Origin of the sequence: Undibacterium sp. Rencai35W, from assembly GCF_049340185.1 — a bacterium.
Classification (GTDB): Bacteria; Pseudomonadota; Gammaproteobacteria; order Burkholderiales; family Burkholderiaceae_D; genus Undibacterium.
In genome coordinates, this window is sequence record NZ_JBMPPC010000003.1 from 393880 (window position 1) to 415950 (window position 22071).

Genomic DNA, 22071 nt, shown 5'->3' on the forward strand with positions numbered 1-22071 from the left:
TCAGCGCATTATTGGTTGCGGAACTTGCCGGGTCAATTTTGATTTGAGTAGCGGCGCTTTCATCACCTTGAGGTGTCGTATTTCGATACTTGCTGTATTTTTACGATGGTCGGTATTCATTGGTATTGAATCTTTCGCTGCTTGACTGCCTGATTTCTTATGCCGATAGTCGGGTGCTAAGAATATGAATGATCCTCGAGGTAACGGTGGAAGTTTGGGGAATCAAGCCCGCCTTGGTACAATATGCGGCTAATTATCTTTGCATTATTTTTGCATCTACCTCCTAACCTGGCTTAAGCATTCCATGATCGACATTCAACTCCTACGCAAAGACATCGACACCGTTGCCGCCCGTCTGGCGACGCGCAAGTTTCAACTGGATGTAGCGACTTTTAATGCCCTCGAAGCTGAGCGCAAGCAGATACAGACGCGTACCGAAGAATTGCAGGGCAAGCGTAATTCGCTGTCTAAACAGATTGGTATGCTCAAAGGTAAAGGCGAAGATGCCTCAGCGCAGATGACCGAGGTTAATAGTATCGCTGATGAGTTAAAAGCCTCTGAAGTACGTCTGGGTGAAGTACAAGCGTCCATGAGCGAGTTCATGTTGACGATTCCGAATCTCCCAGATGAGTCCGTGGCTGTCGGCGAAGATGAAACCGGTAACGTCGAAGTCCGTAAAGTCGGTACGCCGCCAGCATTTAATTTCGCCGTCAAGGATCACGTCGATATCGGCGCTGGCCTTGGCCTGGATTTTGAAGTGGCGGTTAAGTTGACGGGCTCTCGCTTCGCCCTGCTAAAAGGCGGTATCGCTCGCTTACATCGCGCACTGACGCAGTTTATGCTCGACACCCAAACACTGGAGCACGGTTATACAGAATGCTACACACCGTATATCGTGAACGCAGACTCCATGCGCGGTACCGGCCAGTTGCCTAAGTTCGAAGCAGATTTATTCGCAGTTAAAAAAGGCGGGCAAGAAGGCGAGGGCGAGACGCTGTATCTAATCCCGACGGCCGAAGTGTCACTGACCAATACCGTGCGCGATGAGATCGTTAGCCTGGAAAGTTTGCCCATCAAAATGACGGCGCACACACCATGCTTCCGTTCCGAGGCCGGCAGTGCGGGGCGCGATACGCGCGGCATGATTCGTCAGCATCAGTTTGATAAAGTCGAATTGGTACAGATCGCCCATCCTGAAAAATCGGCGGAAGCGCTGGAAGACATGGTGGGTCATGCCGAAGCCATCCTGAAAAAACTTGGCCTGCCTTACCGAGTGATGAGCCTGTGCACTGGCGACATGGGATTTGGTTCGACCAAAACCTATGATCTGGAAGTCTGGTTGCCCGCACAAAATACGTATCGCGAGATTTCATCGATTTCGAACATGGGTGCTTTCCAGGCACGCCGTATGCAAGCGCGCTTCCGCAACGCCCAGGGCAAGCCCGAACTCGTACACACGCTGAACGGTTCAGCCCTGGCGGTTGGCCGTACGCTGGTTGCGGTGCTGGAGAACTATCAGCAAGCGGATGGCAGTGTGGTGATACCGGAGGCACTGCGTCCATATATGGGAGGCGTAGAGGCTTTATTGCCCGCAGAAAAATAAAGCAGATTAGTACGAATGACTGTGCGTAATGGCATGTAATGAGCGCTCAATAAGCGCTCAATAGATAGTCCATTAATGTTCAATCAGCAGTCATAAAATTTCTCAAAAAAAGAGCCTGGATGCGCAATCATCCAGGCTCTTTTTTTTCGTCACTCCAGCATATTTCTGATGCGGGTTGAACGTATTTTTACTGAAAGGGGCCCCTTGAATAGTCGATTAATTCCATGTGAACAGACCTTGCTACGGGCATTAGAGTTTTTATACTAATGATGTTTTTATTAAGCCGTTTGCCTATGCGCACCAATGAAGAAGCGTCGTTTTTTTACCTCATATTTTGTTGCGTTGCAAATTGACAATGACGTCTGCTCATTCAGATACTGCGCTCCGGTCAGCTGATGTGCATCTCAACTTCGCTGATTAATTTGTTCCCGTTTCTGCGTCATGGTTCTTAGGTGGATTTACTTCAAGTGGTTTTACTTGTCCATGTTTTATTCGAGGGGATGTAAATGGCGAAATTATGTAAATTATTTGCGGCAGTGTTATTTCTGTCGTTGAGTGCGATGTCCAGCATTGCCAGTGCGACCAACTACACCTTATGGGTGAATGGTCGTACCGGTGGTGGTGTGGTCGGCGATTACAACAGCTTCACATACTGGGGCCCATCATCCACGGCAGCGGGTATCAACAAAAAATCGGTTAACTGGGACGGCTACAACAGTATCTCTTCCCAGAACGGCAAAATCCGCGATGCGCTCGATTGCTTCTGTACTGGTTCTAACTGGTGCTATGTCGCGACGCACAGTGCCGGTGATTTGATGATGGGTTACACCATGGCGAATTATGGCGGATCAACCCGGACCGTCAAAAATGCCACGGCCAATTCATCAGGCCAGTGCGGTGATGCAGGTAGCGGAACCCAAGTCGGCTGGAATATTAAATGGGTGCGTACCGCATCCGGTGCCGGTGGCGGATCAGAGTTATCTGATGCCGGCTCCTGGACAACGTCAGAGCCTTTGGTGAAAGACCTGAAAACTACCACAGCACGTGCCATGTACAACCATAATGAAACCCGTAACGTTTGGTTCTACATGTACGCCGGTGCTAAAGGTACTGTTTATTCTGGCATCTTGCCAGGTCAGGACGATGAGGCGGTGGCCTATCATAGCTCTGGCGGTGTATCCGGCTCTTCCGGTGCCGCGTTCTGCAATCCTAGCGACTGGTTTTGCAATGATTTAACGATGGGTACTGCAGCGAACGAAGGCGGCAGCACCAAGTGGAGCTATCACTCGGTTACCTTCCGCGATGATGCAGAGGCCTATAACCACTACTCGAACGGCAACTGGCAAGGCATTATCTCCGTAGTACGAACGGCGATGGTCAGCACTGCGATTTAAACCAAGCGACACGTAATCTATTTGATGAGACTTGATTAAATTCGATTGAAATAAACGCGATTGACATCATGCGATCTAAAAAAAACGGCTCCGGGCAGAGATCAAAACAAGGATCTAAGCAAGGATCAACATCAAAGCACGGAGCCGCTCTTGAACCATTCACTGACAAGCGTCCCTGGATGGCACGTCATTGGCGTTCATCATTGATTGCACTGACCCTACTGGTGCTGGCAGGCGTCTGGTGGTTTTCTGCCGGCATGGAGTCGAGTCTCGCTAGCACTGCGCCCAAACAAGCCAGTTCCACCTTCTTAAACATGCCAGAAGGGAAGGGCGACAGCGGTCAACTGATATCCGCGGCAGAGCGCGAGCAACGTCTGGCCGCACTAGCAAAACAAGTAGAGCTGGCAGACCATACTTTGTGCAGCTATCGTAAAGGCAGTCAGTACCCGCAAGAATCCCGGCCAATCGCCGAGCATCCTGATCAGGTCTATCCTAATCAGCCTGTCGAAGAACGACATGCAATGCGTAAAGAAAACGGTCAGGCCGACAAGCATGTTCAGATCCAGACATCGCAATCCCACATTTTTTTAGCCAGCCGTGAGAGCGTGGTTTTCTCACTCAAAGCCAGCGATGAAGACGGAAAGATGTTACCGATTTTTGTCACGCGCGCCGTGGCTCGCGGGCTGGCTTTTCAGGGTAGCAGGGAAGCGCCGCAAGTACCGGTCAGCTTTAGTGATGATGGCAATAACGGCGACCTGGTTCCCGGTGATAACACCTACACAGGCACCTTGTCGCCTGCCATGACAGGCTTTGCACAATTCAATGGCACGATCAGGCTAGAGGTGAAATATAACGTCGGTGACCGTGCAGGCCTCGTATTCTTCGACGTGATCTATTCACCAGAAATTCCCGCTACCTGGGCCGGGTCTATTCGCGAAGCCGTAGAGCAGGGCTCCCTTAATTTTTATATGAAAGCCGATATCCGCCAGGCCGGACGCTATGTCGTCAGCGGCAGAATCGATGATGCTAAAGGAAAACCATATGCCCTGGCCACTTTCAACGACGTTTTGCCGCAAGGTGTCACCGAAGTGAAGCTCACCGTCTTTGGTAAATTAATGCGAGATCAGGAGCCAACTTTTCCTCTCACTCTCAGGGATATTGACGCGTATCTACTCAAGGAGAACGCCGACCCCGACCGCGCCCTGATGTCACGCATCATCGGTCCGGCATACACCTCCAAGACCTACAGCACAAAAGCCTTCTCCGACGCCGAGTGGCAAAGCCAGGAGCGCTCCCGCTATCTGACTGAATTTACTAAGGATCTGGATCAGGCACAAACCGCCATGCTGGAAATGAACCCCGCAATGACAAAAGCCGCATTGCCACGCAGCGATTGCACCGTTGCACTGGACGCGAAACGCTAAGCAAAGCGCGACCGAACTATTAAAACCAAAGTTTCTTTGCTATAATCGCATGCTTACTTTTGACCATCAAAGTAAAACGGAGAGGTGGCAGAGTGGTTGAATGTACCTGACTCGAAATCAGGCGTACGTGCAAACGTATCGGGGGTTCGAATCCCCCCCTCTCCGCCAGTATTCATGCGGGTTTCCGCAGATTTAAGAAGATCGCTAAATGCGGTCTTTTTTGTTTTCCTCTGGTAGAAATCTGCCATTCGTTCCAGACGTTGTAAATTACCTTTATCAGGCTCCGTCGGCAGATCGCTGTATCGCTTTGTAGACCGTACGCTTTTGTGACCGAGCACTCCAGCTAATGTAGATAAATAACCCCGCATTAATCATTTTACTGGCAGCGCTATACCCCATTCGTAACGTATATTTGCCTCGTGTCTCTAAGGTCCCATTCAACTTTGCTGCAATATAGACATTTTGTAAGGCTTTATTTTTCTCTGATAATTTTGGCTTGTTTCTCACTAACCCCAAAATGGCATAGTCGGAGAAGTTGAGCATGCGGATTAGCTTCGCCACATCCAGGGGATGTTGCCTGCTAGTGCGTTGTTCGTCGCTCAAGGTGTATATTCTTTTGTCTAAGTTCGGCCGTCATGTTTATCATACGATGTTGTTCAAGGATGACCGTGAGAATTACAGATCCTTAGTGGTGTCCTATTCGTATGCTGATGACTTTGTTAGTCAATTTCATTGAATCAGGAGTTATACATGACTGAAGAAACATCAATCCTGCAAGGTTCTTGTCACTGCGGTGCTGTGCGCCTGACCTTACCTTACCTTCAATGCCGGAGACGGCAATAAAATGCAACTGTTCTTTATGCCGACGCCTAGGCGGTCTGTGGGCGTACTATCCGTTCGGCACGGTACAAATTGTGGGTCATCCTGAAAATACAACCGACTACGTCTGGGGAGACAAGACCCTGAGAACCGTCCGATGCAAAACCTGCGGATGTCCAACGCATTGGGAGCCTATTGAAGGGAAGCTAGGGGATAGGCATGGTGTGAACTTAAGCAATTTTACACCTCACCTGCAAGAGTCGGTCCAAGTGCGCTACTTCGACGGAGCGGATACCTGGACTTTTATTGACCGTTAACGTCTGTTGACAAGTGGTTGATCCTCTGAGGCGTTCCTAGGCCTCAGATTCTTCGTGGTCGCAAGATAGTTGGTGCAAGTGTGTCCCTGGTGCTAGGTTAATTTATTTTTTGTCATTCAACTAAATTGGCAGAACTACAGCGAGTATATAAATAAAAAAATCCATTCAAAATTTGAATTTATTTTGCCTTTTGCGGTGTATCGGGCAAATCAAGATTCTTATTTAATTCTCCTGCTTTTCCTGCGGCCTTCGTTTCTGCTGTTACTTCGGCACGTGTTTTTCCGGTATTTTTATCCGTTTTCATTGGAATCGGATCGAGATCCAGATTCTTGGTCGCTGTGCCACTCTTCACCGCAGTGCGAGCTTCTGCTTTCACCTCTGCACGTGTTCTCCCCGTAGTTTTATCTGCTTTACCTGGAATCGGATCCAAGTCTTGGTTCTTATTCAATTCTCCAGATTTTCTTGCTGCTTTGATTTCTTCTTTGACTTCGGCTTTGGTCTTTCCTGTTGATGCCGTTGCCACACTTGCGGGGGCAGTTTGTGCTGATACTGCCGATACAAAAATAGCGAGTGGGAGCGCTAATACAAAAATAGTTTTATTCATTTTTTTCTTCCTGGATGGTTGTGGACTACGACAAAACAGTGATTTCCTGAGTGGCTGACTTTATTTAAGCGACCTATTATTTATATCTGGTTTTTGTATTGATTTATGTGCGCTGTGCCACAGAAGAGAAAATTCTGCTCACTGCCTTATTCTCTGTTAAGCAAGTGGTTGCTATGATTTTTGCGTTTTGAGGAGGCTAAAAAACGTATTGGCTTGGATGAATTAAATTGTCTCATTTTCTACTTTTGTTATGCCAATGACGTGTAAAATAGGCAATAAGTTGAGTATTGGCAATGTTTGGTTTTGTACAAATCGGCGATTGCCCTTGTAGCGCTGGGAGTGGTTCAAATAAGACTGAAAATTTTTTATATTCAGAACATAGGGACATGGTCGGCAATGACTGCATCGAAATTCCAGCTTGAGCCTGGCAAGGCGTCAGGCGTCACTTCAACCGGTTTGATACGCCTGAGTCATTACGAGATTCGTGCTTGTCTCGGGGAGGGCGGCTTCGGTGAGGTTTATGAAGCCTGGGATAGCAAACTCTGTCGTAGTGTCGCAATCAAGCGGTTAAAAAACCTGTCAACGGATCAGCATCCTGAAGGTTTGATCAAAGAGGCGCGTTTAGCGGCTTCGTTACAGCATGCTGCTTTTGTCAAAATTCATGCAATAGAAGAAGACGGTGACAGCCAGTCCATTGTCATGGAGCTGGTACCAGGTATCACGCTCAAGGAATGGGTGCAGACACAAGGCGGGCGTCAATTACAGGATCAACCGGCTGCATTGGAATTGGTACGCCAGATTGCTGAGGCCATGCAAGAAGCGCACGCCTCGGGGTTGATTCATGGTGATTTAAAACCCTCAAATCTCATCATTGAACCTTCAGGCAAGGTGCGTATCCTCGACTTCGGTCTGGCCAGCAAAACCGATCCACAAGCCACTAGCTCGCTCAATCAACTTGATCCGCAAGGCACCATCGCCTATATGGCACCGGAACGCTTGCTAGGCGCGCAGCCAGCTCCGCAATCGGACATCTATGCGCTGGGTGCCATTTTGTATGAGCTACTGACAGGCGCGCGTCCTTACGCAGCACTAAGCGGCCTGGCACTGGCAGCGGTGCATATGCAGTCGTCATCCGATAGCTGGAATTATCCTGACACCATTTCTCCCGCACTGGTTAAGCTGATCCGTGCAATGACAGCACGCCAACACGGGCATAGGCTGCATAGCATGCAAGAAGTTTGCATTCAGATAGCTGCCCTCGGTTCGTCAGATAAGTTGCTGATACCCGGACGTGCTACACGGCTAGTGCATCGGTTGCAGCGACTGATTAAAAAACAGCGCATCGTTTTCGGCGCAATGTTGATCTCTCTCTTGCTTGTTACCGGTATATGGCAACTTACCCCTTATATAGCGACTTTACAAAGTTCGCTGATACCTTATTCACAAGCGCTGGAGATGAAGAATGGTTTGGCCGCACTCCGGCTTTTTGACAGACCGGGCAGCCTGGATGCTGCCAGCAAGAGCTTCACCACCATACTGGAACACAGCCCGGATAACGCAGCAGCGGTGGCAGGTCTATCCATGGTGTACAGTTTTCGGTATCTGAGCGACGGGCAGGATGAGATCTGGATGCAGAAGGCTGATGCAAGTGCGCAGCAGGCTCTGAAATTGAATGACCAGTTGGCATTAAGTCAGATTGCTAAGGCTTGGGTGCTGAATAACCAAGGGAACAGTGAACTCGCACTCTCCGTGATAGAACGGGCGCTAGCCCTGGATCCGGAAAATATATTTGCATGGTATGGTAAAACGGCAGCACTGACAAAATTACGTCGCTTCGAACAAGCCAAAACGATTGCGAGGCTGGGCTTGCAGCAGTTTCCGCAAGAGCGAGTCTTTGCAGATGAGTTAGGCGCTATGTATTACGAAGAGGGTGAGTATGCCGCTGCGGAACAGGCCTTCCGGCTCAGCATACAGATACAGCCGGATGCAGTCTTTGCTTACGCTAATCTCAACGCGACATTATTACGGCTGAATCGTACTGAGGAAGCTTTACAGGTCTTGCAACAAGGTTTGCAAATACGTCCTAGTGCCCGGCTTTATACCAATTTAGGCAATGCCTTGTTTGTACGTGGCGATTATCTCGCAGCCGCTACTGCGTTTGAAAATGCGGTGTCACCCGACAAAGGAAATCCGGAAAAATATGTAGGCTGGGCTAATCTGGCCGATACCCTATTGTGGATCCCCGGTCGGACTGAGCAAGCGCGTAATGCTTATAACAAAGCCAGAGAATTACTGATGCCGCGTTTGGAGCGCGCACCCAATGATGTGACCTTGGTGTCACGGATGGGTTTGTATTCGGCCAGAGTGGGCGATAAATTAAAGTCTGAAGAATTGATGCGACGTGCAGTGCAACTAGCGCCGAAAAGTGCCGACGTACACTTCCGGGCAGGGCTGGCATATGAATTGCTGGGAAACAGAAAACTAGCTTTGGCAGAAATTGCCAGGGCAAAGTCTCTTGGCTATCCAGCCAAGTTAATTGAGGCCGAGCCTGATCTGATAGAGCTCAGACGCGATCCCTCTTATTTTTAATCGCAGGCATTTTTTTGGGACTTTATCATGATTGCATATCGTTTTTTAGTCGACTTATCTATTGGCGGCCCTACGCCACCCTATCAGGTGATTAGCGGTGATTTTCATTTGCCGGCGAACACCATGCCTCCTTTGTTTAATCCGGGTGATAGCTTGCAATTTGAATTTATCGGACGTAATACTCAAGCGTGCAAGCTCTATGCACGTCCTCTGGAAGCTAGCGAGGAACCGGCACCGTTTAAAGACGACCAATGGAGTATCAACCTGGAGAATGGGCAAGTGGTCACCATAGGTAAACGTTTGGGTTTTTGGACCTTTACCATCGCTGGCACCTACGATGCAATCATCACTACTGGATTGCTAGTGAAAATGCCTTTCCTGGTCGATCCCGAATGTGAGGTTGGTTCTGGTATCCGGGCATAAACTTGTTGAAGTCATTCATGTTCAGCGCTGCTAATTCATTCGAAACTTGTCAGAATGGGGTAATGAAATTAGGCGTCACACACATTAGTCATATACGTGACAAGTGACACAATTCTGGTTCAATAAAGCCACGTATGAAAAATGAAGTCGTCTCATTCACTATGCTGTCAGGCGCAGTTAAGTGTTATCTGAGAAAGGTACTTTTTGAAGGTGACTGACAGTCTTGAATGGCGGATCAAACGGGATCAGGTGGCTTTACTCCAATAAGCCAAGTCCGCGCAAATGACGCCGTAAAGCTTCACTCGGTGTTCTTAGCATTGATGCACAGCGTTCTACAACGCCAGCGTTGGTCTCCAGCGCCTGGCGTATCTCTTCTTCCGGAATTTGTTCAGCTCGTCTGATCTGCGTGTGTGTTTCAAGCAGTTTGTACATTGAAGGACGCGAAATTCCTAACTCTTGTGCTGCGGCCTTGATGCGCCAATCGTTATGTTCCATCGCAGCCAAAATCGTTTGCTCACCGAGTTCGGCCGGTTTTTTATGATGTGCTTTGGATGCCGGCATCGGGGGTGCCGGCTCTGATTTTAATTCGCGGCTATCGCTACGGCTGCGCTCTGATTGTGCCCTCACTAAATTGTCAAAACTAACGGCCTCACCCATTTGTAAGGCAAGGACAGCGCGCTTCAGGACATGGGCCAGTTGGCGTATATTGCCTGGCCAGTCGTAGTTGGCCAGTTGCGTAATTAAGGATGTTGGTAAGCTGATGGCGGCGTCTGCAACTTGCAGTGGCACGCTGGAATTTAACAGGTGCACAATCAACACGCCGATGTCTTCACGTCTGGCACGCAGGGGCGGCAGGTGAATGACAAAACTTTCTAGCCGTCGTAACAGTGCTTGATTAAAAGACCCGCTATCAAGATCTTGATCCGTGGCGGCAATGATACGCGCGCTTGAATGTTGATCCTTATGCGCACCCAATGGGCGGTAATCGCCACCTTCCAATACTCTCAGCAACATCGGCTGCACCGTGGATGGTGTATTGCCGATTTCATCAAGAAATAAAGTTGCGCCCTCCGCTTCGGCAAACAAGCCTTTACGCGTTGTTTGTGCTCCGGTGTAAGCCCCTTTTACTGCGCCAAATAAATCTGCTGCTGCCAGTGATTCATTCAGCGCCGCCATATTGACCGTCACCAAATCTGTCGATGTGCGTTTGCTGAGCGCATGAATTGCGCGCGCGGCGATTTCTTTACCTGTCCCTGTTTCACCCAATAGCAAAACAGGGACATCCGTCGCAGCAACCTGATGGATTTTGTCGCGCGCCATGATCGCCGCGCTGCTGACACCGAGCAAACCGCTGATAGGATTATTTTTGGGCAGACAACGCATCCAATGTAAGCACACAAGGATGGTTCTGCCTAGTCCAAGAATCTGACCTGCCGCTATATGTTCTGCACTCAGGTAGCGTGTCTCATGGATTTCGCTGCCATTAAGCTCGACCACCATTCTGCTAGCCGGCAGGAGTATCTCTACGCCATTTGTATTGTCGCGCACGATGCGGATGGGATCGCGTGAGACACCGCTATGTCCTAGCGCTAAACCATCTTTGCCAGGTTTACAAAATAAGGGCAAGAAGCGACTAAGTTCAATAAGTCCGGCACTGTTACCACCCACAAATTGCTCGCCAATACGACTCTGATCCGTATGCCACACGATGGTCAGACCCAATAAAGGATTAGCTCCTTTGCTAATGACTTGCATAGGGGAGGTGAGAGTGAAATCGGTGTCTGTCATAGGGGGGCTAGTTACCAATACTACGTAATGAAACGATTTTGCAATGCTGCCAAGCCAGTTATTCCACGATTTAGCCCTTGCGCTTCCGGCGCTGCCGGTGCGCCAATTTGCTTACCAAGGATAAAAATGCAAATGAATTATTTACATGTAAAAAAATCACTATTGACATGTAAATAGTTGCTCATCTTACACAAAATTGACCAAAAATTCATAAAAACCCGTGTTTATCTGTTGGCATGTGATTTGCAAACATAGCTATAAAAAATAGCAACGGAATGTTTTCAGATAAGTACGGGCTAAGACTCAATTTTTTGATTCAGGCACGTAGTTCATCTGGAAAGCAGGAATGCAAATGACCCTCGGTCAAAGCCTGCCCAATTTGTCGAATGAATTTCTCTGGAGTCACGTAGTGAATAAAAATAACCCTCACTTGTCGCCGTTGCCGAATACCAGCAATCACGGCTTACTACACGGCTTCGACGTCATATGGCAAATGACAAAAGGCACATCTGACATCTGTGTTGCGGTACTGGATGGTTCCGTCGATCTCACGCATCCTTGTTTTGCCGGTGCCAATCTTGAAGTCATCGAGACCATGGCATCTGATTCTAGTCATACGACTCTGGCATCGGAACATGGTACGCATACAGCCAGCATCATCTTTGGCCAGCCTGATAGTCCGGTCGTTGGTTTTGCCCCGCATTGCCGGGGTTTGATTGTACCTATCTTTTCAGATGCGCCTAATGGTGGTCTTGTGCCTTGCAGTCAAATTGATTTGGCACGCGCTATTACACAAGCGGTTGAGCATGGCGCGCACATTATCAATGTCAGCGGCGGTCAGTTATCTGACACCGGAGAAGCGGATGCACTACTGCTAAATGCAATCAATCTTTGCAAAGAAAAAAACGTTTTACTCGTTGCCGCCGCCGGTAATGATGGTTGCGAATGTCTGCATATCCCCGCATCTATATCACCAACTTTGGTTGTTGGTGCATTAGATCAAAGAGGGAAACCGATGAGCGTTAGCAACTGGGCTAAAGGCTATCAGCATCGCGGCATTATGGCTGTCGGTGCCAATATCCTGGGCGCATTGCCCGGCGGTCGGACCGGATTAAAAAGTGGCACTAGCTTTGCCACACCCATTGTGTCGTCGGTCGCAGCACTGCTGTTGAGCCGGCAACCCCAACATGGGGATCGCCCTGATCCCCGTGGCGTTTGCGCTGCACTCTTGCAAAGCGCAATACGTTGCAACACTAACGGTGATATCGACTGTCGCCGCCTTTTGACGGGGACATTACATGTTCTTGGCGCATTACAACTTATCCTTAGGAGGAAAATTATTATGTCTGAAGAAAACTTGGTTGAAGCAAGCGATACCTTGAGTAGTGTTGCTGCATCCGAATACCACAATCCAATAAACATCGTCGCCACAGAGGTGATGTCATCTGCAGCGGTGGCATTCAATCCCGGCCAGGCTTCCCTGACGCCAATTCAGTCAGTGATGCCATCAGATTGTGGTTGTGGCGGAACCACTGCCACCACTAAATCCGGCCCAGCCCTGGTCTACGCTTTGGGAACAATTGGCATCGACTTCGGAACCGAGGCGCGACGAGATTCGTTTGCGCAAGCGATGCCTGCTAATGCAAATAATCCAAATGATCCCAACCAATTACTAGATTTTTTGGCTAAAAATCCTTACTACAAACAGTCTCTGATCTGGACGCTCAGTCTCGATGCCACACCAATTTATGCGATTGTCCCGACAGGACCTTATGCACTTGATGCTTATGAAAAATTATTCGATGCGTTGACTGGCACGATCGGTCCGCTCAAAAACATCTTGATGAATTCTTTTCCAGGCGTTGTTCTTGGTAGCGTGAAACTGATGTCCGGCCAAGTCGTTCCTTTAATTGAGCCCGCCGTGCGTGGCATTTTTAGCTGGAATATCGATGAACTGTGCCAAATGGTTTTTGGCGCCTCGCCCGCAGCAGGAGATGTCGCGTTCACAAAATATCAGGTCGATGTCACACGAATGACAGATTACCTGAACCGTATTTATTACAGCTATCGCAATTTGGGTATAAGCGGTGCCGACCGCGCCTTAAATTATGCTGCGACAAATGCGATACAAGCCGCTTTGGTATTCGAAAAAACCGGTGACATGGAATTGGATGCCATCACGGTTGAAAAAAGTCCTATCTGTCGGCCAGGTTCAGAGTGCTACGACATTGTCATGAGATTTTTTACTCCCGCCAACATGAACGTTGCTCGCGTAGCGATGCGTTTCGGTGTCGACGTCAGCGATGTCATTCCAGTGACTGTCGGCACTATACGTCACTGGTCCGAACGCTGACATAAGCGAGCTAGCCCGCTTCATTGGGTTACCTCAACTTCTTATCGAATTATCGAATTGTTGATGTGCGTGAATTGACATTAAAAAATGTACTCACGTATGTCTGCAAACGGTCGTTAGCGGGAAGCGATCTCTATCGTACCGGTTGGTACATTCACATCAATTGCCGTCTCCCGCAGCGGCTATATTCGAAAGAGAACTGAAATGAAAAATCTGCCACTTCAAGCATTGCCTGTGCAACGTTCTATCAGCACATCGAGTATCAGTCAAAGCGTCGCTCCTTCGGGCATCGCCTGCACTATTTGCCAAACAGGCTGCAGCCTCTTAAGCGGTTTAGCACAAACCATTTGTATGGCTGGCTGCGCAGCGACAGTTTGCTAAAAATGTCGCGTTTTTAGTATCAACTTTGGCGATGCTGAACTAAGTCAGTATGAGAAGCGAATTCGCTTTTTACCCTTTCCTCATTTTGCATTGCCAATAAAAACTGAATAAGCAGAAATCACAATATTTTATGAGGTTAAATTATGTCAACCGTTCAAACAACCAATATCAACGTTAACATTATCAATTTTCAAGACGCCTATACCTCTTTAGGAATGGGGACTATTCCAGCAGGTACTAGCGTAGCGAATGGTGTCGCTGCCATCGAAAAAGCATTGATTGCTAATCTGATGTCCAAATGGCCTGCAAGTTATCCTGCATCCGAGCCGAATCAAGTGGATGACGGCATTATGGAGCCCTGGAGTAGTAACGTTGCCGGTACTGCACCCGTATGTCTGGTGAACCAAATTACTACGGATTTTAATAGCTGGCAGCTTCCGTATAACAGCGATCTCCTGATGCAGATGGGGAATGAAATTACTACCGAGATTGCCGCTAACGGAGGTCAGACAGGATATTTTTATGGACAAACCTCTCTGGCAGGTAGCGAAAAAATATACTGGGGTGTTGCTTACACGACTGCGGTTGTCATTGGTCCGCCAAGCAATGCTACCGGTGTGATTTACGCTTTTTCTGCGGTTCTGGGACTTAACTGATGACGACACATATAATCCTTTGAAAGATAAATTTCTTCCTAGGAATCGAGTCTAGTCAATAGGTAGTCAATAGGTAGTCAATGTGCTGACCAGTCGTCTTTACGATAAACCGAGATGATTAAAGCGTATCAAATACTTCCTGTATTTTTATGAAAATGGTTATCCAAAAATCGTTGGCAGGAAGCTTTTTTCTTTTTTTTCGGGTAAGCACAACATTTTTTTTCGTCACGCAAGACGGTCAAACAGAAAAGAGAATTGAAATGAAAAATTTACCAACTCAAGCATTGCCAGTACAACGCTCAACTGGCGTTGCCAGTGTAAAAAATATGATTGGTGCTGATGGTTATGGCGGTATTCTGGCAGCGGCATGTGGTCCTGGTGCCGTCGGTCAGGGACAATGCTTCGATCAGAACGGCCCAATCGGTGGACCAACTGCTTTTAATTGTGCAGCTTGTTGCGCTCTGCGTACGTCGACACACTGGCAAAATGCTGCCGGAGCGTTCGCAATCTGTCATTGAGAAAACATCAAGTACATCCGGAGTGAACAGAACAACTGGAAGTACTTGATGCCATTGAACAAACCGATTCGTAAATGCGCTTATATGCGTCTATATAGCCTCAATGACTGAGATACAAATTATGATCGAAAGCCATCTGCGTTAACTCGCTTTTGAGTTTTAGCGACTACCCTAATTGTGCTGATGATTCTCTTGGTGTGCGGGGGCATTGTTTACTTTGGTTTGCGTGAGTAAATATCTTTGATACTTTCCTCAAAATGACTCGCCAGGTTATTACGTTTTAGTTTGAGCGTTGGCGTGATCAGGGTGTTTTCTATTGTCCATGGTTCCAGACTAAGGATGACTGCTTTGGGTTGAGCATAGTAAGGGAAGGACTCTGTCAATCCACGTATGCGCTTGAGTACGGCATCAATAGCCTTAGGTGATCGTAGGCTCTCGCTGTCGTCAGGATTTAGGCCTGACGAGTTTGCTAATTCGATCCAGTAACGTCGATTCAGAACGACGGCGCAACTGATGAAGGGATGATTTTCTCCAAAGGCATAAGCTTGCTCAAATACAGAGTCGTTGGTGATCGCCAGCTCCAGATCGACCGGAGCGATTTTTTCGCCAGTAGAAGTCACGATGATTTCTTTCACGCGTCCTAAAATGCGTACCCGGCCGGACTCGATGGCTGCCTGATCCCCTGTACGCAGCCAGCCATCGATGAAGGTTTTTGCGGTGTCTTCATCACGCTTCCAGTAACCACGCATGACATTAGGACCCCTTACCAAAAGCTCGGCGTTGTCACCGATTCTGACTTCTACCTCCGCAACGGGGCGTCCAACTGTTGCCGGGTCGTTGTCGTCAGGGGCATTAAACGCAACTACCGGTGCAGTCTCAGTCATGCCATATCCTTGAACAATCGGAATGCCCAGTCCGAGGAAGCAATGTGAGATCGCCGATGATAATGCAGCACCGCCGCTGACGGCAACCCGTAGGCGCCCACCGAACTGCATTTGTAATTTTTGCGCAATTAATTTGTCGAAGATGATCCAGGCAGAGGCATCGATCGCGGCGTTGAGCGAACCATCCGATAAGCGGCCCTGAGTGCGACAAAATCTGCGCCAGCCTACACTCATTGCGGTATTGAATAACCAGGATTGTAGCTTTGATAAAGCGAGTTTATTTTGTATCGCACTGAAGACACGTTCGTAAATTCTCGGTACGGAAATCAGGATAGTCGGACGTACTTCAAGCAAGTCCTGTGGCAGTTGTTTGGTCGAACGCGAAAATGCTACACAGGCGCCGGCAGCGATGGGTAGGTAGTAACCTGCTGTTCGCTCAAAGGTGTGAGAGAGCGGCAAAAAGGAGAGGAAAACATCGGTGATGACCGGCGCTACACGCTGTACGACAGCTTTGACATTTGACATCACGTTTGTGTGGGTCAGCATCACGCCTTTGGGCTTACCTGTGGTGCCGGATGTGTACACAAGTGCGGCAAGCTCATTCGCCACCGGCGTTTGCACTAAAGCGGTGTTATTGCTGCCGGATGCCAGCCATTCGTCTAAGCTTGTTACGGGAACTGAGGACATGACGACAGGTATCGACGATTTTTCGAGGACGACGACCTGGCGCAATGCAGGTAAATCGAGACCTGCTGAAGCAATATCTGCCCACTGCCGATCGCTTGCGGCAATCAAAAAAGAGGCGTCGCTATCGCTCAGAATGTAAGCAATACTGGCGGGGTTATCAAGCGCATGCATAGGTACAGGCACATACGCAAGCGCAAGACTAGCCTGATCTATGCAGACGGCATGCAGGCCGTTCGGTAGCAAGATCGCTATACGAGATCCGGATACTAGGTTTAATCCGGAGAGCGCTTTAACAAACCCGGTTACGCGCTCACTGGTTTGTTGCCATGAATAGCTCTGCCATTGCGCATTGGCCTCATCGTATTGTCGATACGCTTCAGCATCAGGTGTTTGTTGTACGCGCCATGAAAATAATGCTGGCAAGGTCTGAAGCTCAGAAAACTGAGTATTTTGCATATGTAAATTTGAGTTTGACATAGGTTTGTCAGAAAAATGAATTGAATTGGGACGTAACAGCGACGTAATAGCGAGAACGTGTATCGCTTGCAGGGTGTTACACCGCTCATAATTCGTTACTTTACCAGTTCGCTCTGCATCGGTATTGTGCGTAATTAAATGAAATGCTGGCAGAACTGGTGGGTTGGATTTTTTTGCAGTGCCTTAATAGGAACAGATTCAGGACAGAGTTACGATGGATTTACAATAAATTCACCATAGATTAAAAAGATTTATCAGATTTAATAAAATTATCGTTGGTGGAAAGGGCTCGGCGCGAAACATTATGGTTTTTATTTACTCCGGCCTGATTTCCAGCAGTTCCGACTAGACTTTCGTCCTCCTTGAGGCAACAATCTGGGTTCGATTTATGCCGCAACACTACTCGTTTAAGGCTGCCTATACGGGTCACTGCATACTGTGTGCGTGTACGCGCGGTGTTTATTTGTTTTCGCCTGCTAAACGACCGATATCAAACGAAAGCACTACCCCATTTCTAACGGAGATCAGATGCAAACGCTCAAAAAAATACAGTTATGCAGCGCTTTATTCTTCACTTTATGTAGCGTAGCAAGCATCGGTGCAGAGGCCGGTAAAGACGTCGCGGATGCCAAGAAAAAATGGGATGTGAATGCGCCTGCCGGTACAGGTTCTACGGTCAATATTGATACCAGAACGGGTACCTGGATGAGTGTCGATGTGAGCCCGGACGGTAAGCAGATTGTTTTTGATCTCTTGGGGGACTTATATCTGCTGCCCATCGAGGGAGGAGAGGCGAAGGCATTGACTCACAGCATTGCCTGGGAAATGCAGGCAAGGTTTTCGCCGGATGGCAAACAACTGACCTATATGTCTGACGCTGGCGGTGGCGACAATATCTGGATCATGAATGTGGACGGAACAAACGCCCATGCACTGACCAAAGAAGAGTTCCGCTTGCTCAATAATCCGGTATGGCATCCGAACGGCCAGTACATTGCTGCGCGCAAGCATTACACGGGTACCCGTTCGCTGGGATCTGGCGAAATCTGGTTGTATCACGTTGGCGGCGGCGCGGGAGTGCAGTTGAACGAAAAGCCTAATTGGCAGAAAGATCTGGGGGAGCCTGCATTCTCTCCTGATGGGCGCTACGTCTATTATTCTCAGGACACGACCTCGGGCAATTCATTTGAGTACAACAAAAACTCGAATGCACAGATTTATCAGATTTTTCGTAAAGATTTAAAAGATGGTAAGACCAAGGCTTTTGTGAGTGGCCCTGGTGGTGCTGTACGTCCAACGCCATCGCCAGATGGTAAGTATCTGGCATTTGTGCGCAGAGTGCGCAACCAGAGTACCTTGTTCTTGAAGGATCTGGAGACTGGCGAAGAGAAGGTCGCATGGAGCGAGTTAGAACGTGATATGCAGGAGACCTGGGCAGTGCATGGCGTGTATCCGTCGATTAGCTGGCTACCCGGAAGTAAGCAATTAGTGATCTGGGCAAAGGGTAAGCTCTGGCGTGTTGATCCATTTGCCAAGTCTTCTAAGGAAATCGCATTCCACGTAAAAGATACCAGGGAGATTCGTCCTGCGTTACGGTTCGACACCGCGGTAGCACCGGATAAATTTGATGTGCATCAATTACGATGGGTGAATGTCTCGCCACAAGGCGATAAAGTCGTGTACTCGGCGCTGGGGCAACTGTATATCCGTGACCTGCCGAATGGTACGCCGCAACGGCTGACTAAGCAGCAGGATCATTTTGAATTCTTTCCGTATTTTTCACGTGATGGACGCAGCATTGTCTTCACCACCTGGGATGATGAAAAACTGGGATCAGTCCGCAGTATCGATATTCGCAGCGGTCAGGAAACCGTTTTGACGAAGAAGCCAGGAAAATATCTCTCACCACAATTCTCTCCCGATGGTAAGCAAGTGACCTATGAAAAGTCGCGCGGTGGTTATCTGACCTCGCCATGGTATGGGCTGGAAACAGGTATCTTTGTTGTGAATGCTGATGGAAAATCAGCACCGCGCCTGCTCACTGATGACGGATCCTCGCCGCAATTTGGTAAAGATAATGATGTCGTTTATGTGTCTAGGATGCAGCGCTCCGGCGAGGTCGATTGGAGTACCTCATTGGTCAGGATCGATATCAATAAAAACGAAGAGCAAGCAGTCGCCAAGGGGGAATTCGCCAGTGAGTTCAGTATTTCTCCGGATGGTAACTGGCTGGCGTTTGGTGAGCGTTTTCATACATTCGTCACACCCTTGCCAATGGCAGGAAAACCGGTGACTATCGGCCAAAAAATGGATGGACTGCCAGTCAGACAATTGGATGTGAATGCAGGTGACTACGTGCATTGGTCCGGTGACAGCAGCAAGATTCATTTTGCGCTTGGCGATGAATTATTTAGTACCGAATTAAAAAACGCCTTCACGTTTTTACCGGGTTCACCAAAAGAAATCAGCAAGCCTGCAGAGACCGGTCTGAAAATTGGTTTTCAGGAAAAAGCCAATAAGCCTACTGCAACGACCGTCATTTCAGGTGCGCGCATCGTGACCATGAAGGGGGATGAAGTCATTGATAACGGTCGCATCGTCATAAAAGAAAACCGGATTATCGCCGTTGGCAGTGCCGCCGATATTGCCGTGCCGTCTGGCGCGATGCAGATTGACGCGGCAGGTAAAACAATTATCCCCGGCATTGTGGATGTGCACTGGCATGGTGGTATGGGGGAGAGTGAAATTATCCCTCAGCAAAGCTGGATTAACTACGCCTCGCTGGCCTTTGGTGTCACGACTTTGCATGATCCGTCGAACGACACATCAGAGATTTTTAGCCAGAGTGAATTGCAGCGCGCTGGCAAAATTGTTGGTCCGCGAATTTTCTCTACTGGGACGATTTTGTATGGTGCCAAGGCAAATATCAGTGCCGTAGTCAACAATCTTGATGATGCTTTAACGCACCTGAAACGCTTGAAAGCTGCAGGTGCTATTTCAGTGAAAAGCTATAACCAACCGCGTCGCGAGCAGCGTCAGCAGGTCTTGGAAGCGGCGCGTCAGACCGGCATGATGGTCGTGCCGGAGGGTGGCTCCCTGTTTCAGCACAATATGAGTATGGTGATTGATGGTCACACCGGGATTGAGCATGCGATTCCGGTCGCGAATGCTTACGATGATGTAAAACAATTGTGGTCGCAGACGAAAGTCGGCTACACGCCGACCCTGATCGTTGGCTACGGTGGTCTTGATGGTGAGCATTACTGGTATGCGCGTACGGATGTCTGGAAGCATCCTCTACTGTCGCGCTATGTTCCGCGTACTGTGCTTGAGTCACGCAGCGTAAGGCGTGAAACAGCTCCCGAAGAAGATTTCAATGTCTTTAATATCGCAAAGACGGCGACCGAGTTGCAGCGTGCAGGTGTGCCAGTCAATCTCGGTGCGCACGGTCAGCGCGAAGGTCTGGGCGCGCATTGGGAAATGTGGACGCTGGCACGTGGCGGTATGAGTTCACTTGAAGCGATCCGTGTCGCGACGCTGAACGGTGCAAAATACCTAGGCATGGATAAAGATATCGGCTCACTGGAGTCCGGTAAGCTGGCTGATCTGGTGATGATCGACGGTGATGTGTTGAAAGATATACGCCAATCCGACAAAATCTCCCATGTGATGCTGAATGGCCGTTTGTATGACTCGGCAACGATGAATGAGGTCGGCGCGACACCTAAGGCTCGTAAGCCGTTTTTCTTCGAAGGAAAAGATGGAGCAGGTATGCCAGTCGACACATCAGCGCATACTGACGGTCACGGGCACTGATGAGATGAGCTTCGATATCGATGTGGCAGGCTTGGTTTTTTTGCCGCTTCGATGACAAACGGAAGAATAAAAAAAGCCGCAATCTGCGGCTTTTTTATTTGGAATGGATTTCCAGATGATGTCGGTATTTTATTGCCTGAATTAATTATCTGAATTAATTATCTGAATTAATCAGTTTTCCTGCCTAAAATTGAATTCTAAAACCTTGGTTTGTGGGCTAGATATCGGAGCGTATTTCCATTGCGTCACCGCTGCAATCACCTCAGGAGGAAAGTGTTTGGCTGGCTTTGCCTGAAGAATATCCACGCTGGATACTTTACCGTCCGTTTCAATGTGGAGGCGGGCGCTGACAGTACCTTCAACGATGCCGAGTTTCTCCGCACTTTTAGGAAAACGTGGTTGCACGCTGGACAGTAGCTTGAGTGTGACAGGCTCGGGTGCCGGTGCTGGCTTAGGTGCTGCGACCGCAACGATAGGTGCAGCTGCAGGGACTTCGACCGCTTTTTGTACGACCGCCGGTGTCTGAGCGATCGTTGTTGCTGCTGCCTTGACCGAGTCGCGGGAGTTGATGGCTGTTTTTGCTGCCAGTGCTTTGGCTTCTGCTGCTAGCTTGGCATCCTTAGCGTCTTTTGCCTGCTTCTCTTCTAATGCGATCTGGGTTGCAGTTTTGGTCGATGCCTGATCCATCCATTTAGTAACATCAGCGGTCTCTTCGGTATGTCGTATCGCATTTTTGACCAAGCCTGTTGGTTGCGATGAGATGGGTTCTGCGGCTGAGGGAGGCGTACTTGCTGCCTCTTCGGGCGGTGAAGTTTTCTGGCATGCGGTGATGAACATGCTGATACAAAATAAATTGAACAGCAGAACACAAAATTTTCTTATTTCGTTTTGTACTACCTTATTCATAGCGCCCCTCATGAAAAACGGATAACAATAGATAACAGCAGATAACTAAAACCAAGTTGCCTAACACAATTACTTCCGCACTCAAATGATGCAAAAAAACAAAAAATCGCCCCATTAAAATGCGCTATTACATTGCCAGAAGCTAAGATTACCACTCAAAATGTTTCAAAGTGTAAATATTAATGCTGACACGAGTAAGCCGGTTTAGCAATATCCAGATTACAAAAACCTCGCTAAGCGCAGGCTGGATGAGTAAGGTGACAAGTCTTGATAATACTTGCCATGCAGGAACTGTGCCAAATTTTTCTATTTACTTTTTTTCGCGTTTATTCGTGGTGTAAATGTAAATTTTTTATTCAATTGGTAGAATTTTTTGATTTGACTGAAGTGATTTTTAGTAAACTCAGTCGGGTATTCTCAATTGCCATTCTG

The 22071-nt window shown here is 48.4% G+C and carries 14 protein-coding genes and 1 tRNA gene; 10 read left to right on the plus strand and 5 right to left on the minus strand.

Features of this window, described 5'->3' with window-relative positions:
* Positions 1 to 304 precede the first annotated feature (304 nt).
* The 4 genes from serS to ACO0K3_RS08890 all read left to right on the plus strand — a co-directional run bounded on the left by serS (position 305) and on the right by ACO0K3_RS08890 (position 4589).
* Positions 305 to 1603 carry a serine--tRNA ligase gene (gene serS / locus ACO0K3_RS08875; protein ID WP_422983760.1) on the plus strand — a complete coding sequence of 433 codons (1299 nt, stop codon included), beginning with the start codon at positions 305 to 307 and terminating at the stop codon, positions 1601 to 1603.
* Between the two features lie 506 nt (positions 1604 to 2109).
* Positions 2110 to 2997 carry a hypothetical protein gene (locus ACO0K3_RS08880; protein WP_422983762.1) on the plus strand — a complete coding sequence of 296 codons (888 nt, stop codon included), beginning with the start codon at positions 2110 to 2112 and terminating at the stop codon, positions 2995 to 2997.
* Positions 2998 to 3176: 179 nt separating this feature from the next.
* A complete protein-coding gene (locus tag ACO0K3_RS08885) occupies positions 3177 to 4421 on the plus strand; it encodes a hypothetical protein (RefSeq protein WP_422983764.1) in 1245 nt (414 codons plus the stop codon).
* A gap of 78 nt (positions 4422 to 4499) precedes the next feature.
* Positions 4500 to 4589: transfer RNA gene (locus ACO0K3_RS08890), tRNA-Ser, on the plus strand.
* A 108-nt stretch (positions 4590 to 4697) separates the two neighbouring features.
* Here ACO0K3_RS08890 and ACO0K3_RS08895 read toward each other — a convergent pair.
* Together ACO0K3_RS08895 and ACO0K3_RS08900 are read right to left on the minus strand one after the other, a co-directional pair.
* On the minus strand, positions 4698 to 5024 hold the full coding sequence (locus tag ACO0K3_RS08895) for a hypothetical protein (protein ID WP_422983766.1): 327 nt from the start codon (positions 5022 to 5024) through the stop codon (positions 4698 to 4700).
* A gap of 711 nt (positions 5025 to 5735) precedes the next feature.
* The gene (locus ACO0K3_RS08900) at positions 5736 to 6161 is read right to left on the minus strand and encodes a DUF4148 domain-containing protein (RefSeq protein WP_422983768.1); all 426 of its coding nucleotides are present in this window, start codon (positions 6159 to 6161) and stop codon (positions 5736 to 5738) included.
* A gap of 396 nt (positions 6162 to 6557) precedes the next feature.
* Between ACO0K3_RS08900 and ACO0K3_RS08905 the strand changes: the two genes are divergently transcribed.
* Complete coding sequence (locus tag ACO0K3_RS08905; protein ID WP_422983770.1) at positions 6558 to 8750, plus strand: protein kinase domain-containing protein; 2193 nt, start codon at positions 6558 to 6560, stop codon at positions 8748 to 8750.
* Between the two features lie 27 nt (positions 8751 to 8777).
* Complete coding sequence (locus tag ACO0K3_RS08910; RefSeq protein ID WP_422983772.1) at positions 8778 to 9173, plus strand: hypothetical protein; 396 nt, start codon at positions 8778 to 8780, stop codon at positions 9171 to 9173.
* 255 nt (positions 9174 to 9428) lie between these two features.
* On the opposite strand, the gene ACO0K3_RS08915 is transcribed toward ACO0K3_RS08910, so the two are convergent.
* Complete coding sequence (locus ACO0K3_RS08915) at positions 9429 to 10961, minus strand: sigma-54-dependent transcriptional regulator (RefSeq protein ID WP_422983774.1); 1533 nt, start codon at positions 10959 to 10961, stop codon at positions 9429 to 9431.
* A 352-nt stretch (positions 10962 to 11313) separates the two neighbouring features.
* Here ACO0K3_RS08915 and ACO0K3_RS08920 point away from each other — a divergent pair, with 352 nt between their 5' ends.
* The 3 genes from ACO0K3_RS08920 (at position 11314) to ACO0K3_RS08930 (ending at position 14869) form a co-directional block, all read left to right on the plus strand.
* A complete protein-coding gene (locus ACO0K3_RS08920; RefSeq protein ID WP_422983776.1) occupies positions 11314 to 13314 on the plus strand; it encodes a PatA/PatG family cyanobactin maturation protease in 2001 nt (666 codons plus the stop codon).
* A gap of 524 nt (positions 13315 to 13838) precedes the next feature.
* Entirely contained in the window at positions 13839 to 14351 is a 513-nt protein-coding gene (locus tag ACO0K3_RS08925) for a hypothetical protein (protein ID WP_422983778.1), read from the plus strand.
* Positions 14352 to 14611: 260 nt separating this feature from the next.
* Positions 14612 to 14869, plus strand: a complete 258-nt coding sequence (locus ACO0K3_RS08930) for a hypothetical protein (protein ID WP_422983780.1) — start codon at positions 14612 to 14614, stop codon at positions 14867 to 14869.
* Between the two features lie 212 nt (positions 14870 to 15081).
* Here ACO0K3_RS08930 and ACO0K3_RS08935 read toward each other — a convergent pair whose 3' ends face one another.
* Complete coding sequence (locus tag ACO0K3_RS08935) at positions 15082 to 16917, minus strand: AMP-dependent synthetase/ligase (protein ID WP_422983782.1); 1836 nt, start codon at positions 16915 to 16917, stop codon at positions 15082 to 15084.
* Positions 16918 to 17445: 528 nt separating this feature from the next.
* On the opposite strand from ACO0K3_RS08935, the gene ACO0K3_RS08940 reads away from it, so the two are divergent.
* Positions 17446 to 20733, plus strand: a complete 3288-nt coding sequence (locus ACO0K3_RS08940) for an amidohydrolase family protein (RefSeq protein ID WP_422983784.1) — start codon at positions 17446 to 17448, stop codon at positions 20731 to 20733.
* A gap of 171 nt (positions 20734 to 20904) precedes the next feature.
* Here the strand turns inward: ACO0K3_RS08940 and ACO0K3_RS08945 are convergent, their stop codons facing one another.
* Positions 20905 to 21639 (minus strand): energy transducer TonB, encoded by a 735-nt coding sequence (locus ACO0K3_RS08945; RefSeq protein ID WP_422983786.1) that lies wholly within the window; start codon positions 21637 to 21639, stop codon positions 20905 to 20907.
* Positions 21640 to 22071: the final 432 nt, after the last annotated feature.

Excerpts from the sequence above, each read along its gene's own strand:
- serS (WP_422983760.1), top strand. The coding sequence starts at position 305 with ATGATCGACATTCAACTCCTACGCAAAGACATCGACACCGTTGCCGCC.
- ACO0K3_RS08880 (WP_422983762.1), top strand. The coding sequence starts at position 2,110 with ATGGCGAAATTATGTAAATTATTTGCGGCAGTGTTATTTCTGTCGTTG.
- ACO0K3_RS08885 (WP_422983764.1), top strand. The coding sequence starts at position 3,177 with ATGGCACGTCATTGGCGTTCATCATTGATTGCACTGACCCTACTGGTG.
- ACO0K3_RS08900 (WP_422983768.1), bottom strand. The coding sequence starts at position 6,161 with ATGAATAAAACTATTTTTGTATTAGCGCTCCCACTCGCTATTTTTGTA.
- ACO0K3_RS08905 (WP_422983770.1), top strand. The coding sequence starts at position 6,558 with ATGACTGCATCGAAATTCCAGCTTGAGCCTGGCAAGGCGTCAGGCGTC.
- ACO0K3_RS08910 (WP_422983772.1), top strand. The coding sequence starts at position 8,778 with ATGATTGCATATCGTTTTTTAGTCGACTTATCTATTGGCGGCCCTACG.
- ACO0K3_RS08915 (WP_422983774.1), bottom strand. The coding sequence starts at position 10,961 with ATGACAGACACCGATTTCACTCTCACCTCCCCTATGCAAGTCATTAGC.
- ACO0K3_RS08920 (WP_422983776.1), top strand. The coding sequence starts at position 11,314 with ATGACCCTCGGTCAAAGCCTGCCCAATTTGTCGAATGAATTTCTCTGG.
- ACO0K3_RS08925 (WP_422983778.1), top strand. The coding sequence starts at position 13,839 with ATGTCAACCGTTCAAACAACCAATATCAACGTTAACATTATCAATTTT.
- ACO0K3_RS08930 (WP_422983780.1), top strand. The coding sequence starts at position 14,612 with ATGAAAAATTTACCAACTCAAGCATTGCCAGTACAACGCTCAACTGGC.
- ACO0K3_RS08935 (WP_422983782.1), bottom strand. The coding sequence starts at position 16,917 with ATGTCAAACTCAAATTTACATATGCAAAATACTCAGTTTTCTGAGCTT.
- ACO0K3_RS08940 (WP_422983784.1), top strand. The coding sequence starts at position 17,446 with ATGCAAACGCTCAAAAAAATACAGTTATGCAGCGCTTTATTCTTCACT.
- ACO0K3_RS08945 (WP_422983786.1), bottom strand. The coding sequence starts at position 21,639 with ATGAATAAGGTAGTACAAAACGAAATAAGAAAATTTTGTGTTCTGCTG.